The sequence below is a fragment of the Clostridium neuense genome, assembly GCF_045310695.1.
GTDB lineage: Bacteria > Bacillota > Clostridia > Clostridiales > Clostridiaceae > Clostridium_S > Clostridium_S neuense.
This window is the reverse complement of sequence record NZ_JBJIAA010000010.1, coordinates 1-17,979: the sequence shown is the minus strand read 5'-3', so window position 1 is coordinate 17,979 and position 17,979 is coordinate 1. Positions and strand designations below refer to the sequence as shown.

Annotated in this window: 13 protein-coding genes, 2 tRNA genes, 1 rRNA gene and 1 other annotated feature; of the genes, 1 reads left to right on the top strand and 15 read right to left on the bottom strand. The window is 30.3% G+C overall.

Translation table 11 applies throughout. From position 1 onward, the window contains the following. Window positions 1–87: 87 nt before the first annotated feature. Window positions 88–1,365: a serine--tRNA ligase gene (gene serS / locus ACJDT4_RS12735; protein ID WP_406787958.1), complete on the bottom strand. Its 1,278-nt coding sequence runs from the start codon at window positions 1,363–1,365 to the stop codon at window positions 88–90. 207 nt (window positions 1,366–1,572) lie between these two features. Continuing rightward, window positions 1,573–4,236 (bottom strand): MFS transporter, encoded by a 2,664-nt coding sequence (locus tag ACJDT4_RS12730; RefSeq protein WP_406787957.1) that lies wholly within the window; start codon window positions 4,234–4,236, stop codon window positions 1,573–1,575. Window positions 4,237–4,393: 157 nt separating this feature from the next. Here ACJDT4_RS12730 and ACJDT4_RS12725 point away from each other — a divergent pair, with 157 nt between their 5' ends. Next, window positions 4,394–5,002, top strand: a complete 609-nt coding sequence (locus ACJDT4_RS12725) for a TetR/AcrR family transcriptional regulator (protein WP_406787956.1) — start codon at window positions 4,394–4,396, stop codon at window positions 5,000–5,002. A 511-nt stretch (window positions 5,003–5,513) separates the two neighbouring features. Here ACJDT4_RS12725 and serS (ACJDT4_RS12720) read toward each other — a convergent pair. The 13 genes from serS (ACJDT4_RS12720) to rrf all read right to left on the bottom strand — a co-directional run bounded on the left by serS (ACJDT4_RS12720) (window position 5,514) and on the right by rrf (window position 17,859). Continuing rightward, window positions 5,514–6,791: a serine--tRNA ligase gene (serS, locus tag ACJDT4_RS12720; RefSeq protein ID WP_406787955.1), complete on the bottom strand. Its 1,278-nt coding sequence runs from the start codon at window positions 6,789–6,791 to the stop codon at window positions 5,514–5,516. Between the two features lie 49 nt (window positions 6,792–6,840). Next, window positions 6,841–8,085: a DUF1015 domain-containing protein gene (locus ACJDT4_RS12715; RefSeq protein ID WP_406787954.1), complete on the bottom strand. Its 1,245-nt coding sequence runs from the start codon at window positions 8,083–8,085 to the stop codon at window positions 6,841–6,843. 127 nt (window positions 8,086–8,212) lie between these two features. Then, window positions 8,213–9,130, bottom strand: coding sequence for a D-2-hydroxyacid dehydrogenase (locus ACJDT4_RS12710; RefSeq protein WP_406787953.1), 918 nt, complete (start codon window positions 9,128–9,130; stop codon window positions 8,213–8,215). A gap of 13 nt (window positions 9,131–9,143) precedes the next feature. Beyond that, window positions 9,144–10,217: a pyridoxal-phosphate-dependent aminotransferase family protein gene (locus ACJDT4_RS12705; RefSeq protein WP_406787952.1), complete on the bottom strand. Its 1,074-nt coding sequence runs from the start codon at window positions 10,215–10,217 to the stop codon at window positions 9,144–9,146. Window positions 10,218–10,504: 287 nt separating this feature from the next. Next, window positions 10,505–10,707 (bottom strand) — a binding site (T-box leader). 63 nt (window positions 10,708–10,770) lie between these two features. Beyond that, a complete protein-coding gene (locus tag ACJDT4_RS12700; protein ID WP_406787951.1) occupies window positions 10,771–11,007 on the bottom strand; it encodes a DUF1667 domain-containing protein in 237 nt (78 codons plus the stop codon). Window positions 11,008–11,017: 10 nt separating this feature from the next. After that, window positions 11,018–12,406 (bottom strand): NAD(P)/FAD-dependent oxidoreductase, encoded by a 1,389-nt coding sequence (locus ACJDT4_RS12695; protein WP_406787950.1) that lies wholly within the window; start codon window positions 12,404–12,406, stop codon window positions 11,018–11,020. 34 nt (window positions 12,407–12,440) lie between these two features. After that, window positions 12,441–13,307, bottom strand: a complete 867-nt coding sequence (locus ACJDT4_RS12690) for a L,D-transpeptidase (protein ID WP_406787949.1) — start codon at window positions 13,305–13,307, stop codon at window positions 12,441–12,443. Window positions 13,308–13,574: 267 nt separating this feature from the next. Continuing rightward, entirely contained in the window at window positions 13,575–16,307 is a 2,733-nt protein-coding gene (locus tag ACJDT4_RS12685; RefSeq protein ID WP_406787948.1) for a UPF0182 family protein, read from the bottom strand. A gap of 29 nt (window positions 16,308–16,336) precedes the next feature. Next, a complete protein-coding gene (locus ACJDT4_RS12680; RefSeq protein ID WP_406787947.1) occupies window positions 16,337–16,852 on the bottom strand; it encodes a transcription repressor NadR in 516 nt (171 codons plus the stop codon). Window positions 16,853–16,878: 26 nt separating this feature from the next. Beyond that, complete coding sequence (locus tag ACJDT4_RS12675; protein ID WP_406787946.1) at window positions 16,879–17,367, bottom strand: HD domain-containing protein; 489 nt, start codon at window positions 17,365–17,367, stop codon at window positions 16,879–16,881. Between the two features lie 207 nt (window positions 17,368–17,574). Beyond that, window positions 17,575–17,650, bottom strand: a tRNA-Ala gene (locus tag ACJDT4_RS12670). Between the two features lie 3 nt (window positions 17,651–17,653). After that, a tRNA-Ile gene (locus ACJDT4_RS12665) sits at window positions 17,654–17,730 on the bottom strand. 12 nt (window positions 17,731–17,742) lie between these two features. Beyond that, window positions 17,743–17,859, bottom strand: a 5S ribosomal RNA gene (rrf, locus tag ACJDT4_RS12660). Window positions 17,860–17,979: the final 120 nt, after the last annotated feature.

Sequence of the window (17,979 nt, the reverse complement as noted above, 5' to 3'; positions counted from 1 at the left end):
CATAAAATTTACTGACAAAAATCATTCTTTAGAAATTAATGAGACATAAAGCTGCTGCAATAAATGCAGCAGCTTTTATACTATATCCTATTTAATTATATCTCTTCCCATGTACTGCTTTAAAACTTCTGGAACAGTTACACTTCCATCTGCATTTTGATAGTTTTCAAGTATAGCAGCTACAGTTCTTCCAATAGCAACTCCAGATCCATTTAATGTATGAACAAATTCTGGTTTTGCTTTAGGATCTCTCTTAAATTTAATATTTGCACGTCTTGCCTGGAAATCTTCAAAGTTACTGCAACTTGATATTTCAACATATCTATTGTAACTTGGCATCCAAACCTCTATATCATATTTTAATGCAGCTGTAAAACCTAAATCACCTTTGCATATTCTAACAACTCTATATGGAAGGCCTAGCATTTGAAGAACTTCTTCAGCATCGTGAGTTAATTTTTCAAGTTCATCGTATGAATCTTCTGGTTTTGCAAATTTAACAAGTTCAACCTTATTAAACTGGTGCTGACGAACAAGTCCTCTAGTATCTCTTCCTGCTGAACCTGCTTCTGATCTAAAGCATGCACTATATGCAGCATATTTTATAGGCAAATCTTCAGCCTTAAGCATTTCATCTCTGTGTAAATTTGTAACTGGAACTTCTGCTGTAGGGATTAAGAAAAATCCATTGTTTTCTACTTTGAAAGCATCTTCTTCGAACTTTGGAAGCTGACCAGTTCCTGTCATACTGTTTCTGTTTACCATGTATGGTGGAAGTACTTCTTTATATCCATGCTTTTCAACATGTGTATCTAAGAAAAAGTTTATTACAGATCTTTCAAGTCTTGCACCAAGACCCTTATAAAAAGTAAATCTTGAGCCAGCTACTTTTCCTGCTCTTTCAAAATCAAGTATGTCTAAACCTGTTCCAACATCCCAGTGAGCTTTAAATTCGAAATCAAATTTTCTAGGTTCTCCCCATTTTCTTATTTCAACATTATCTTCATCTGATTTACCTTCTGGAACGCTTGGATGAGGTATATTAGGAATTCTAAGCATTATGTACTCTATTTCTTCATCTATCTTTGAAACTTCAGCATCGATGTTTTTAATATCATCAGAAAGCTTTTTCATCTCTGCCATTAATGCATCTGTATTTTGACCTGCTTTTTTTAACTTTGGTATTTCACCAGAATCTTTGTTTCTCTTGCTTTTTAAGTTTTCAACCTCAACTAAATTTTTTCTTCTTTTTTCATCAAGCTCTACAACCTTATCAATTACAGAAACATCAAAGTCCTCTCCTCTATTTAAAAGAGATTTTTTTACCTCTTCAGGATTGTTTCTTATCTTCTTTAAATCTAACATACTTATTTCTATTGAACATCAAATTCAATAGTTTCCTCCTCCCACATCTATATATGCATATGCCATCCAAAATTGATGTCATATTATATTTTCGTAATAAGATTAAATATACTAAATGTTCATATTTGCATACATAAAGTAGTTTATCACTAATACTAGAAAAATTCAATTGAAACTGCACAATAAAACAGTTAGAAGCATATATCTTTACATATTACCCAAGGATTTATTCTCACTATATTCCCTAGCCTCATCTTCTATTTTCACCTTTTTATCTGTAAATAATCCAAATACAGAAAACACCATTACTATTATTGATGCAATAAAAAAGGTTTTACTAAAAGCATTTGATAATTTATCATTCTTTTCGCTCTTCACTTTATCCATTACACTCTGAATTGCTCCTTTTTGTCCAGCCATTCCTATGCTTGTTACTAAGGTTTCAGTTCCATCATTTATCTTACCTGAAGCACTCATAAGCTTATTAGATCCATCCATCAGTTTATCATTTCCACCTTTGGCATTATATATACCAGCTTTTAACTTTGAAGAACCATCATATAATTTTTCTGAACCATCACTTAACTTTAAAATTGAAGTATTAATAGTCTCTATTCCATCTTTAAGTTGTGTAAGCTTTTGAGAAGCCCCTGAAAGTGTATGAGTTCCCGCAGCAAGCTGTGATATGCCATTTTTAAATGCTCCACCATCGTTAAATTGTGCTGCAACCTTAGAAACTCCACCTTGAAGATTTTTTGCTCCGTTTTCAAGTTCTCCACCAGCAGACACAACATTCTCAGAACCTTTTAATTTATTTTCAAATTCACCTTCGCTGGAAGAATCTATAGCAGCTGTATAAATACTTATCATGTTTGAAAGCATTTTCACTTGCTCAGCATCCTTAGCTTTCATTGCTTTAGTAAAACTATTTTTGTATCCATCAAGCAAATTAGCTGCAGCTGGATTACTTTTTATCATCATATATAATGTATTATTTACAGCAGCTGCATAACTATCAACCCCATCAGAAACTTTCTGTGTCCCAGCATCAACAGCTGTAATTCCATCATACAAACTTGGCTTATTTATATCACCACTTGATGAAAATTGTCCCATAAGTTTTTGTGATCCAGAATCTAATGCATTTATTCCATTAACTAATGTAGCTATTCCCTGACTTCCATCTGCTAACTTTTGACTTCCCGCTGCTAATTTACTAACTCCATCATTAAAGGTGCCTAAACTGGAATTCAAAGAATTACTTCCATTATAAATTGTACCTAATCCATTATCTAATTTTTCTATTCCGTCATTTAAAGCATTTTGCCCATCATATACTTTATTTTGTCCATCCCTAAGCGTACTTGTTCCATCATATAATTTTTTCAAGGTTGTATTATTATAAAAAGTTGCATTTTTTGAAAATAAGTTCTTATTATCTTTTATAATTTTTTCAACTGATTTTTCAATTGAACTTTGAGATATAGTATTTTTATCATTATCTGTATTTTTAAATTTATCATCTATTATTTTTACAAGTTCAGTTCTTACAGGTTTAATTATTCCCTTTTTATTATCTATATATGAAGTAATGTTATTTTTAATATCAGTCTTTGCAGTAGATACATTCCCATTTAGCATACTTACAAGCATTGCAATTCCAATACAACTTCCTATCTGCCTAGCTGCATTTATTATGCCAGAACCCATTCCACTTTTTTCTTTAGGAATATATTTTACAGAAGATGAAAGTGCTTGAACAGAAAATCCAAGTCCTATTCCAGAAATAATTAAATCAAATATCATTGTGCCTCTCGTCATATCTGTGCTTAAATATGATAATTTAAAAGTTGCAATTCCAAGTATTAATATACCAATAAAATTTACAACTCTCGTGCCAATTTTTTTACTTAAAATGCTCCCTATTGGTGTTGCAAACATTGTTGTAAGTGAGACACTCATCATAATAAAAGCAGCTTTGAGAGTATCATATTCCATCACATTTTGAAGATAATAATTAAAAATGAGAAGAGGACACATAATTCCAAAGCCTGTTATTAAGTAGCATATATTTGAAGCTGTAAAAGTTGGTTCTTTAAAAAGGTCAAGTTCTACCATAGGTGCAGAAACTTTAAGTTCTGCTATAATAAATATAATTAAAGCTACTACAAAAGTTATAAATAAAGATAGTATAATAGTTGAACTCCATCCGTAATCTTTTCCCTTAAGAAGTGCAAAAGTAAGACAAAATAAACTTATTGTGATCATTATCATTCCAAGCCAATCTATGCTTTTTGAAACCGTATCATCATATGATTCATCTACAAAAATTAATATTAAAACTAATGCAATAATAGCGAGTGGTACATTAACAAAGAAAACCGACTGCCAATTTATATATTTTATTAAAATTCCTCCAACCGGTGGCCCACTTGCAGCTGCCAGTCCAACTATAGCACCTGATGCTCCGACAACTATCTGCATTTTTTCTTTTCCAAAGATTTCAATACCCATTGGAAGTACTATTGGAGTGATAATAGCTCCTCCAATACCCTGTATAAATCTCATAACAATAAGAAATAACAGTGAATTAGACATGGCACAAAGGGTTGAACTAATTCCAAAAATCAAAAGACCAATGGCCATCAACTTTTTTCTTCCAAATTGATCTGCAAGTTTTGAAGCTGTGATCATAAAAACTGCCAATGCTAAAGAATAAATAGTGCTTATCCAGCTAGTATCATTTAGATTCGCCTTAAAATAATCCGTTATACTAGGAAGCGCAATATTAACAATTGTACTGTCAATTACTCCAAGAAAGGCTGCTATAAGTATTCCAATAAATCCAATGTATTTGGTTTTTTTATTCATTTTATATCCACCTCCAAAATATGAAACTCATTTCACATTCATATTATAATTCTCTATTTTTCAAAAGTCAATAGAAATGTGAGTTCAGTTTCATATTTATTGACAATGCATTTCTATTGTATTAAGATAACTATAAAAACTATTAGAGGTGAAAAGATTGGATAAAGAAGTTCGTGAACCTAAACAAAAACGTTCAATTGAAAAAAAAGAGAGAATATTATCGGCAGCTCAAAATCTTTTTATGGAAAAAGGTTATTTTGATATGACCACAGTAGAAATAGCAAAAGCTGCAGGACTTTCAACAGGTACAGTTTATGCCTACTTTAAAGATAAAAAAGACATCCTTCTTGAATGTCTTTCTAATAATGGTTCTGTTTACATAAACCAAATTACTGACGAATTATCAAAATTTCCACAAGACAAAAATCTTTTTAATACTATAAAAAATATCCTTAAAATTTTCATACAACTTCACACTACTTATCCTAAAAAATATCATGATGAACTTATGTCCTTAGTCTACACCGATGAAGATATAATGAAATATTTCAAGCATATGAAAACTGTTCTTATGAATGCTGTTTTAACTCAGTTAAAAAATTCAGGGATTAAGTTAATCCATGAAAAAGAACAATCCTTTTTAATGTATTCACTAATTGAAAATATCGAAGATGAGCTTGTTTTTCATATAAATCCAGAACTAAATAAAGATGTACTTTTAGATGAATGTACTCGTGTTATTGTTGCAATGCTGCAAGAAAAATAATGTGAAGTAACAATGCTTCGTCACATTAAAAAAATCCTATAAATCTAAGTGGTGATTCTAAGCAAGTGCTTGCTTGAGGTATAGAAGGATAATGGGCAAAGTCCAAACCTCGTGTATGTTTACTCGCTGAGAAAATGCTCAGACAATTGAAATATCTAAGTATTTTATGATTTTTGAGCCAAGATTTATTAGGATTTTTTAAACTGTTCCTTCAGCATTGTTACTTCACTCCCACAGTATTTGTAATCAATCAAAATTTTACACAATATATTGCTCTTAATTTGATAATTTTTTCGCACTTATGAATAAAAACTAAGGCTTTTTAGTTAATATTTCATGTGTGTCAGGTTTTTCTATTATGCACTTTAAAATCCATAAACGGATGATGAACAAAAAAAATAAGCTGTCCATTATCTAATAATCATTTAGCAAAACACTCTACAAAAGTATAGAATTTAAGCTGACAAAAAAAATCACTACAGTATTTTTACCGTAGTAATCTTTTATCATCCTATATTCTATCTTTTCCAATCCATTTTCTCAAAACTTCTGGAACAACTATATGACCATCCTTATCCTGCATTTGCTCAAGTATTGCTGGCATTAATCTGCTTGTAGCAAGACCAGAACCATTCAAAGTATTTACGTACTCTATTTTTTTAGTTTCTTCTCTTCTAAATCTTATCATTCCTCTTCTTGCCTGATAGTCCCGTGCATTTGACACAGAGCTTACTTCCTTGTATTCATTCATACTTGGAATCCAAACTTCAATATCATAAGTTTTTGCCATAGACGCACTACAATCTTTTGCTGCAAGTTTAGATAGTCTATAGTGTAATCCAAGCCCCTGCATAAGCTTTTCTGCCTTATTTATAAGTTCCTCTAGTGCAGCATCTGAGTCTTCTGGCTTTGTATACTGGAACATTTCAACTTTATTAAATTGATGTCCTCTAATCATTCCTCTTTCAGATGCTCTATAGCTTCCTGCTTCAACACGATAACATGGGGTATAGGCAAAATACTTTTTAGGAAGTTCGTTTTCTTTTAAAATCTCACCTCGATGTAGATTAACCAAAGCAGTTTCAGCTGTTGGAAGGATAAACTGCATGTTATCATTATCTTTGCCTTCTCCAACTTTAAAAACTTCATCTTTAAACTTAGGAAATTGACCTGCTGTTCTTCCACATTCATAATTTAAAATATGAGGAGGTAAAATAAATTCATATCCATCTTTAGTATGCTGCTCTATAAAATAATTTAAAAGTGCCCATTCAAGCATTGCACCATTACCTTTATAAATCCAAAATCCATTACCAGAAAGCCTAGTTCCTCTTTCATAATCTATGAGGTTTAATTTTTTTGCAAGTTCAACATGATCTTTTGGTGTAAAATCAAATTGTGGTTTTTCACCGTGAACTCTAACAACCTTATTATTTTCTTTTCCACCTGGCAGTACATCTGGATCAGGCATATTAGGAAGAGCTTCTAAAAAGGTTTCTATTTTTTCTTTTATTGGTAATAATTTCTCCTCAAGTTCAGCTATCTGATTAGAAACCTCTTTCATTTGCTTAAAGCAGGCTTCATCAACATTTCCACCTTGACTTTTTATTTGTGAGATTTCTTTGGAAACTTTATTTTTTTTATTTTTTAAAACTTCTATTTCTCTTATAAGTTTTCTTCTCTCATCATCAAATTCTATTAGTTTAGTAAAATCTACATTGTCAATCTTTTTCAGTAGAGCATTTCTAACCTCATCAGTTTTTTCTCTTATTAACTCTAAATCCAACATAATTAATTACCCCTTAAAATAAAATTAAAATTTATTCTTCAAAGATGCCTTATTGCAACTCATGTATAAAAAGTCCACTTCTAAGCTTTGGTTCAAACCAAGTTGATTTAGGTGGCATAACATTCCCACTGTCTGCAACCTTCATTAAATCTTGAACTGTTGTAGGATACATTGAAAATGCTAATTTCATATCGTTGTTAGCTCTTTTTTCAAGTTCCTTTATTCCCCTTATTCCACCTATGAAATCTATTCTTTCATCTTTTCTTGGATCAGATATACCAAGTATAGGATTAATTAAATTGTTTTGAAGTATTGAAACATCCAAGCTAAGAACAGGATCATTTTCATCAAAGGTTCCCTTTTTAGCAGTTAGCTTATACCAAGTTTCATCAACATACATTCCAAAAGTATGTTTTTCATCTGGCTTATAATGAACCTCATCATCAAGCTTTTCAACTTCAAAATACTCTTTTATTTTTTCAATTAATTCTGATGTTTCCATTCCATTTAAATCTTTAACAACTCTGTTATAATCCATTATTGCAAGATCCCTGTCTGGAAATAATACAGAAAGAAAATAATTAAACTCTTCTTCTCCTGTATAATCTGGATTTTCTTCTCTTCTCTTTAATCCTACTTTTACTGCTGATGCTGCCCTGTGGTGACCATCGGCAATATAAAGTGCACTAACCTCTTTAAATAAATTTGTTAACTTATTTATAGTGTTTTCATCTTCTATAACCCAAACAATGTGAGTTATTCCATCTTCACTTACAAAACTATATTCTGGCTCACCAGCTGTAACTTTACTTACTATATTATTTATTTCGCCCTTTGCTCTATAAGTTAAAAAGATAGGACCTGTATTGGCATTACAAAAATCAACATGATTTATTCTATCCTTTTCCTTACTTTCAAGAGTAAATTCATGCTTTTTTATTATTCCCTTTTGATAATCATCTATAGAGGTACAGCCAACTATACCTGTTTGACTTCTTCCATTCATTATTTGTCTATATACATATAAGTTTTCTTTATTATCTTTGACTAATATTCTCTTTTTAATCATATCAAATAAATTATTTCTAGCTTTTTCATATACTTTAACGCTATACGGATTTACGTCTTTCTCCAAATCTATTTCAGCTCTATCTACATGTATAAATGAAAACGCATTTTTTTCTCCAATTGTCCTTGCTTCCTCTGTATTCATTACATCATAGGGAAGTTCTGCAACATTTCCTGCTAGCTCTTTTACAGGTCTTACAGCCTTAAAGGGTTTTAGTACTGCCATAAATATTCTTCCTTTCTACTTCATGGTTAAACTTTAATATGTAAAATATCGTATCCTCACATAATATAAATGCCGCCGCAGAAATCAAAGCGGCGGCTTTATTAGGGAAAGTTTTTAGCAAAATTATTTAACTAGCTTTTTCAAAGAATTCATTAACTATATTAACTATCTCTACTCCAATTCTTTCTTGAGCTTCTGCAGTAGATGCCCCTATGTGTGGAGTAACGGAAACCTTTGGATTATCTAAAAGTTCTTTATTAGGCTTAGGTTCATTTTCAAAAACATCAAGAGCTGCTCCAGAAATTTTTCCTGTATTCAATGCCTCAACTAATGCTTCCTCATCTACAACGCCGCCTCTTGCACAGTTTATTAGATAAGCTCCATCCTTCATCATATTAATTTCTTCTTTTCCTATAACATATCCTTTATTTTTATCCAAAGGAACGTGAAGTGAAACAAAATCTGCTTTTTTAAGTAGTTCATTTAATTCTACAAATTTATATTCATCATATCCTTCAGCTTTTCCGCATATATCTGTATAAATTATTTTCATTCCTAAGGCATTTGCTCTTTTAGCCACCTCTTTTGATATTCTTCCAAAGCCTATAAGTCCTAAAGTTTTACCAAAAAGCTCTACTCCTTTATAAGCTTTTTTCTCCCATTTTCCTTCTCTCATTGTAACATTAGAAGTATTTATGAATCTTGATACTGCAAATATATGACCTAAAGTTAACTCTGCAACTGATATACTGCTTGCTTTAGGGGTATTGCTAACATTAATTCCTTTTTCTCTAGCATACTTAACGTCTATATTATCTACACCGACACCAGCTCTTATAACAAGTTTAAGTTTTCCGCCTACTGCTGCATCTATTAAATCTTTTCTAACCTTTGTATTTGATCTTACAACTAAAATATCAAAAGTCTTTATTTTCTCAAACAGCTCTTCACCTTCATAATGGTCTTCTACCACATCATATCCAAGTTCGCGTAATTTAGCTGCTGCATCCTTATCCATTCCATCGTTTGCTAGTAATCTTATCATATTAACTTCCTCCTTATTCTAATCCTAATATATCATTTATGTTACAAATAAGCTCTTTTATATCATCTAAAGTCATCTCTGCCATATGGGCAATTCTAAAGGTTTTTTCTTTTAATTTTCCGTAGCCGTTAGATATCTGGAAACCTCTTTCACCAAGCTTCTTATTTAAATCTGCAACGCTTATACCTCTTGTATTTTTTATAGTTGTTACAGTATTTGAAAGATTGTTTTCATCCCCAAATACTTCAAAGTACTTTCTAGCCCAATTTCTAACATATTCAGCCATTTCTATATGCCTATTATATCTGTTTTCTAATCCTTCTTTAAGCATATTATCAAGTACATAATCAAGTGCAAACATATGTGATAATGATGGGGTAGATGGATATTGGTAATCTTTTTTCTGTATAAATTCATATAGATTTAGTAAATCCAGATAATATCCTCTGAACTCAACTGTTTTTGCTCTTTCTACAGCTTTTTTAGAAAATGAACATATTGCAAGTCCAGGAGGAAGTCCAATAGCTTTTTGAGATGATGTTATGCATATGTCCACACCAAGCTTATCTACTTCTATTTTAGTTCCACCCATAGAGCTTACTGTATCAAGACACCAAACTACATCTGGATATTTTTTTATAACTTTTGCTAATTCTTCAACTGGATTCATTATTCCTGTTGATGTCTCATTGTGAGTTATTGTTATCAAATCGTACTTTCCAGTGCCTAAAACTTCATCTACAAACTGTGGGTTAAGTGCTTCTCCCCATTCAACTTCGTATAAATCAGCAGGTACATTATTATTTAAAGCCATCTCATACCATCTTTTTCCAAAAGCGCCGATTGAAAATACAGCAGCCCTTTTAGCTGTACATGATCTAATAGCACCTTCCATAAGTCCACTACCTGAACTTGTAGATAATAAAATTTCCTCTTTTGTATTAAATACTAATCTTAGCTTATCACTTATTCCCCTTTGAAGTGCTGATGCATCTTTGCTCCTATGTCCTATCATAGGTGTTGCCATTTTTTCAAGTACATCTTCTCTTACCTCTACTGGTCCTGGTATAAATAATTTCTTATGCATTGTAAACTTTCCTCCTTAAATACTCTCTGTAAACTCATTTTAATTTTTGTATTTTATGTATTATATTTCCGAAAAATAGCTGCATAAATTCTTAAATAATATGTATAAAAAAACATATAACATATAATTTCGGTCACGATAATATTCATAATATTCTTACAATTAATTTTATACATGTGCCATAATTCATATTTCAGCTTAGATTATTTTATTCAAATATGCTTTTAAGAAAATATGCTCATTGCAGTAACATTTTTTAATAAATAAAAAAGGCCCTTCATCCCTAAATTAGGGACGAAAGACTCCGCGTTACCACCCTAGTTAATCACAAAATAAGTGATTCAACTTAATTAAAATATAACGGTAATCACACCGTATTGCTCATCGCAATCCCTCCGAGGCGGATTCACAACCTAGTAGCTATCAGTTTACACCAACCACTGACTCTCTAAAAACCACTAAATGTTACTATTCTCTTCAACGGTTTAATATCTAAATGTTAATTTAATTATATATTCATTATATTCTTATGTCAATACCTTTTTTGAAATTTTTATATATTCTTTGTTGCAATTATATCCACACCAGTATTTAAAATGTTTTTGCATATTAAATCACCTTGCTTTATAGGAGCACTAACATAAAGTCTTCCAAGTGCCTTAGAACATTCTATAAACAATTCCTTTTCTATTGGCTCAGCACTTTTTACTGAAACCACTTTTACTTTTGAACCTTTTACTCTAACTAAAGTTGTAAGTATGTCCTTTTTTTTATTCACTTCACCCTTCATATATTATCACCTATATTTCGTTAAACTGTTTTATTCTACTCATTATCATATTCGATCCATCTGATTTTTCAAGTATTTCAGTGATATCTTTATTAGTTTCATTTGCTAAAATGGATATTACTTTACTCATGCAGTAACTTCCACAGCAGTCTCCCTTCATTACTCCCGTCCTTTTTCTTATACCATCAATAGTTCTTGCACCCAGCGGTCTTCTTATAGAATCTATTATTTCTCCTTCTGTAACCTGATTACACAAGCATATTATCTTACCATACTTAGGATTTATATTTATTAAGTTCTTTCTTTCCTCATTAGTCATATCCCTAAATCTATATATTTCTCTTCTTTTCCCGTAGAAATCCTTTTTAAGCTTGGATGGAATATTTTCTATAACCATTTTTCTTATAGTATTTGCAATAAATTGAGTCATTGTTACTGTTCCATAATTCTTACCATCTATCTTAATATATCCTTTACTAATTAGTTTATCATCAATAATTATTCTGTCATTAAAAAACTGCTTGTTGTAAGAATTGTTAATATAGTTATGATTGATTGCAGGAAATCTATTTTGTAATTTTTCAAATGCCTCCTCATAGCTTATCTCATTTTTAGTTATAACATAAGCTACAGTTTCACCATTAAAATTAGGATAAATAAAAATCCTTTCTTCATCCTCTCCTAATATAACAGCAATGTCTTTGAATTTAAATTTTTTGTTTATTAAAAAACATTTAGCGTTATTATTCTTATGACTATTTTTCTTTATTTTACTTCCTAACTTATAATCATCATCTGGAATTGTATTAATAACAAACTTACATGTAAATTTATTTTTTGTAGTTGTTACTTTAAATCCCTTAGATATTTTTTTTATTTCAACAACTTTTTCTCCCAATCTAAAATTAACTCCATTATCAAAAGCTATTTCTCCATAAGCTATAGATAAATCATACGGGCATATAACACCCCAATTTTTAGATATAATTGCCTTATTGAAATTAATTTTAGTATCTAATCCAAACTTTAAATTATTGCCACTAACCTTTTGTATTCCTTTAATTCCTCTTCTAATAGATCTAGCATACATCTTTTCTATAAAATTTTTATTCTCTATTGAATTTTCTTCAAAAATAACTGACTTAAATCTTTTAAAAGGAACATTAAAATTTCTTGTTATATCCCTCATATTTCTATTTCCATAGTACTCCATATAGTAGTTTAAGTCATTATCTATTTCCATTCCATCGAATATTAAAGAGGCATTAGTCTCTGAAACATCATTTCCTATATCTAATTCTTTTTCAATAATTGAAACATTAAGGCTATATTTTGATAGCTCATAAGCTATGGAACATCCAACAATTCCACCTCCAAGAATAAGTACATCGTAATCCATAAATTCACACCCCAATTACCATAAATATTTTTCTCTAATAATGTATATACACTAGATCTCCCCTACTTACAGTATTATAAACAGTTTTAGCATCATCCATAGACAATCTTATGCATCCATGAGATGCTTCTTTTCCTAAATCATCCTTCGCTTGTTTTTGTTCTTCATATTTAATTTTACCATCTTTTTTGGTTTCATCAATCGGTAAAGAGTGAATTAAATAATTTCCAAGAAATTTAACAGCATATTTTAAATTCTCATTATATTTTACACTTGTAAGATTTTCAAACTTATCTTTAATCGTAAAAAAGCCTAAAGGCGTTTCTGTATCATTATTGCCTTTTATTCCACTTGAACACTTTATAGGAGCATTATTTATAGGAATATTGTTTCTGTACATATTTAAAGTTTGATTAGTTAAGTTTATATCTACTATAAGCTTTGCATTTTTAAAAACCATTCCTTTTAAATTATTATTATCTTTTTTTACCCATCCGTTTACTAGTTTTCCTTTAGAATCAATATGATTGCTTTCACAATACAAATATCCATCCTTTTCCTTATCACAAACAAGCTCATCATCTTTATTTAAAATGGTTATTTGTGATGAGGCATTATCTATATTACTAAACATTTTAACTCCATTTTGAGCAACATAATATGTTTTCTTAAAGCATGTTTCTGAAGAAAAAACTGCAATATCCTCTTTTTTATTATCTTTATTTGTAGCTTCGGCTTTAGTATTTTTTTCACTTAAAGTGCTAACATTGCTTCCAGATATGTATTTATCTCCACCAGTATCATAACATGTAAAAAATACAGGAGATATTATTATAAGACATGCAATAACCGCACTAAAAAAACATCCCGCTAAAAAATTTATAAAAGATTTTTTACTCATAACTGAACCTCCTAAATGCTATTTAATATTCTTTACACTTAAAAAATTTTTAAACACACATTTAGGAAAATGTAACCATAAAAATAAAATTAACTTCTTTAAAACAAGAATTAGTATTATTTGCTACGAATTAAAATTCAATTGTTCTAATAACCTTTTTCCGTATAAAAATAAAAGAGAGATCTCATTAACATATTTTTTATACTAATGAAATCTCCCTAATCAAACAAATAATTTATAATTAATAGACTAGTGATTACTGAATTACTATTTATTTAGTTCTTCTATAGTTTTTCCCAATTCTTTTATATAGTCTCCATACTTTGACCAATCCCCATTTTTCTGAGCATCGATAGCCTTATCATACAAATCTTGTGCTGTCTTTAATTTTTCTCTATCTAAGCTCACATCGGTTTTAACCTTATTATCCTTATTTGGGACTTCAGTTTGAGGATTATTATTATCATTATCGGTATAGTTAAAAATTTGCTGCAGTGCTTTATCAACATTATCATCCATAACAACCTTGCTTCCATAAGAAACTATAACCCTTTTTACTTCTGGAATACTATTTTTACCCTGAGCTCTTATATAAACAGGAACTATATATATAAGGGACTTATTAATAGGAACAACAGAGGTATCCCCAAATTGCACCTTAGAACCTTGGGTATTCCATAAGGAAATTTCCTTTGAAATAGTAGGATCCTGCCTAAGCTTTTGATTAAATAAATATGGACTATCTATAGTTTTATCTGTAGGAAGTTTGTATAAAACCATCTTTCCATAGTTATTTCCATCCATTCTTGCTCCCAAAAGTGCCACCATATTGTTTTTACTTCTCATATTAAAATACTGCATAAGTACCATTTCTTCTTTGCTTTCATTTGGAAGCTTCATAACCATATAAGATGAATCACTTACACTTTTTTCGCCCTCAACATCATTCATATTTTTAGATACATCCCACAAATCTTCACCATTGTAGAATATTCCTGTATCTGTAACATGGTATTTTTCAAGTACAGTACTTTGGATTCTAAATAAGTCTTCCGGATATTTAAAATGATTTTTTATATCTGTTGGAACTTCACTTGCATCCTTAAATAAACCTGGAAAAATTTTAGCATAGCTATTAGCTATAGGATCATTCTTATCTACAATATAGAAGTTCGTAGTCCCATCTAGGGCATCTACAACAACCTTTACTGAGTTTCTTATATAATTTACGTTATCAACTGGTTGAGAGTAAGGGTATCTGTCAGAAGTCGTATAAGCATCTATAATCCAATATATTTTTCCATTGCTTATGACCGCATATGGGTCTTTGTCATAGCTTAAAAAAGGTGCTATTTTCTCTACTCTATCGGTTATATTTCTATTTATTAATATTTTACTGTTAGAATTTATATTTCCTGAAAGAATAAAGTTTATATCATGCTTATTTACTGCAAATAAAAATCTGTTTATTAAACTTGCTTTTATTCCACCTTTGCCATCATAGTTATTTGTCTTATTTACAGATCCATTTGGATAATCAAATTCTCCAAGAGTATTGTTACCTATAACATAATCATTTGTTTCCTCTCCAAAATATATCCTTGGATCAGTAAAAGGAATTTTAGTGCTATTAACCGGTGGTATATCCTTCATAACAAAATCTGGCTGTCCCGAATCCGTTATAGAATTTACTTTACTCATAACAGCCCCATATCCATGGGTATAAACAAGATGCTTGTTCTGCCATGTATCTGCATTTCCTTGAAGAGTTTTAGTGTCAAGTTCTCTTGGTGCTATAAACACTTGATTGTACTTGCCATTTATATTATATCTGTCTACATCAATATCATTAAAATCATAATAATACCTTATAACTTGAACTTGATTATAAAACTCAAGTGATGGGTCATAAGAATTTACCTTTATATTATCTATAGTTGGCCTGTTATTTTTTATATCATCTACAGTTAAATCTTCATTTGCCGGAAATTCTTTTTCATCAATTTTATCTACGTTAAAAGCCTTTCTAGTATAATCTATATTATATCTTATATACGAAGCTTCCTTAGTTTTTTCATTTGATTTAACAAAGAGGTTCTGAACTATTGGTGAGGAAACCCCTTCTGCTATGACGAGAACTACAATTATACAAATAGAAATAATTATTGGTCTTACCTTAGATTTAACTACACTTATAAATATAACAATACCTGCTATTATGGAAAACACAGCTATTATAGCATAAAAAATAAGTGATACATGAATATCTGTATAGCCTGCTCCATAAACTACACCTCTAGGAGAATAAACTAAATTCCAAGCTCTTATAAGGTATCCAAAAGAAAGTAAAAAAATTATAAGTGATGATAATGTTGCTAAAAGCTTTCCCGCAAATTTAACTAAACCACTTCCAAAGCCTTTTAGATTAATAATATTTATTCCTCTGCTTCTTGCATTTATAGAATCTTTTACATTGAATAAAATATAAATTATTACTGTTAAAATAAAAAGAAAAATTAATAGAAACATTATAACTCCATACAAAGATTGTATTAGTGGCAGCTTAAATACATAAAAAGATATGTCTATGCCAAATATAGGATCCTTTGTATTAAAAGAAGATGATTTAGCAAACTGAAGTATTTTATACCAGTAGGTATCTGCTACAGAATATGAAAGTAAAAGTGATACTACTAAATCTACAATAAAAAATATTCTTTTTTGAAGTTTTGCCTTTTTAGTGCTTACTTCAACTACTTTATCCCATTTAATTATGCTCTTTCTAATGCTCCTATAATACAGCCATACCATTGTATATATAATTGCAAATAAAGGTACCATAAGAATTAGCACTGCTACAATTCTAGTAAAATATACTGATAAATATCCCACTTCTTTAAACCATTCAATATTAATTATAAAGTTTGTAATTCTTCCAAAAAAACCAACGATAATAATTAAAAGAATAGGTATCCATATATACTTCAAACCCTTTTTCAAATAAAATCACTCCCAAAAATTATTAATTATTAATCAGAAATTATATATCCCTTTTCATTAAGCTCATTTATTATTTTATTTAAATCCTCTTCACTATTTGCAATTATAGTATGAAGGTGTACACCTCCTGTCAAAATACATAAAGGTTCAGCTCTATGCTTATTAAGCTTCTCCATAAAATTTTGCACATCGTACGGAGTTTTAACCATAAGTACTCCCCTTATCTCACCATACAAAGAATGTTCTATAACAACATCATAAGCTGTCCCTCCAAACTTTACTATAGAATTTAATTCATCCTCTATTTCTTCTGGTTTATGAGATACGGCTATTACCCTTTTTACTATGTTTGTATTACTCTTATTTATTATATATCCCTTAGGTGTAGCAAATATATCTGAACCTTCTGCTCTCAGTATAGCAATATCCTTAACAATTATCTGCCGAGTTACCCCAAATTCTTTTGCAAGCGCGCTGCCTTTTATCGGTCTACCTTCATCCTCTAATTTTTTTCTTATAGAATTTCTTCTTTCATCTGAATTCATAATTAAATTTCACCATTCCTTAACCTTCAATTCCTATCATCACATTTTCTAAGTATATTTAATTCTAAATTATCTTTTAATTCTGCATTATGGTGATTCTTTACCATAAACAAAATTTGTTCATCTTCATTAATTTTCTTTAAAATCTTGTACCCTTCATATCCATGATTATAATGAATATATATTTTTTTTACATTTTTTAACTCTTTTATTTTACTGTTTGTTATCTTATCTAAAATAACTACAATTGACTTATCTATTATATTTACTGGCACTTTTATTTTACCTATATCGTGCAGCAGTGCTGTCTTAACTAGATTATTTGAGTCCACTAAATTAATCCTGCATTCACTTTCTACATCTCTCGCAACATTAACCGAGTGTTTTTGTTCATGAATAGATAATTTATTAAAGAGCGCAATTTCATCATCGTTTAAGTGTTTTTCAATATACATTTTATCATTTATATCTAGTTTTGCAATTGCATAACTAAAAAACTGCTTTACCCTATTCAAGATATCACCTCAATACTCTAATTGTATAATTATAGTGAAATAACTTCAACAAATATATAAAAAAATAGAGAAAATAAAATTTCTCTACTTATGAAAGATTATCTTTAACAAAAGTCGCAATTTGAGTTCTATACCTAAGTTTATTCTTCCTTTTAATACTCTACAAAAAAATATAAAAAAACAGTGATTATTTAAATCACTGTTTTTTGGTGGAGAATAAGAGATTCGAACTCTTGACCCCCTGCGTGCAAGGCAGGTGCTCTCCCAGCTGAGCTAATCCCCCATATGGTGGACCTTCAGGGACTCGAACCCCGGACCGACCGGTTATGAGCCGGTTGCTCTAACCAACTGAGCTAAAGATCCATATTGTAAAGTACCCGGCAACGTCCTACTCTCACACAGAGCCTCCTCTGCACTACCATCGGCGTATTAGTTCTTAACCTTCGTGTTCGGAATGGGAACGGGTGTTACAACTAAGCCATTGTCACCGGATATATATGTAAATGAAAGTATTGTACTTTCAAAATTGCATAGCAAATAGTTATTTTAAATTGGTCAAGCCCTCGACCTATTAGTATTAGTCAGCTAAAAATGTTACCATCCTTACACCTC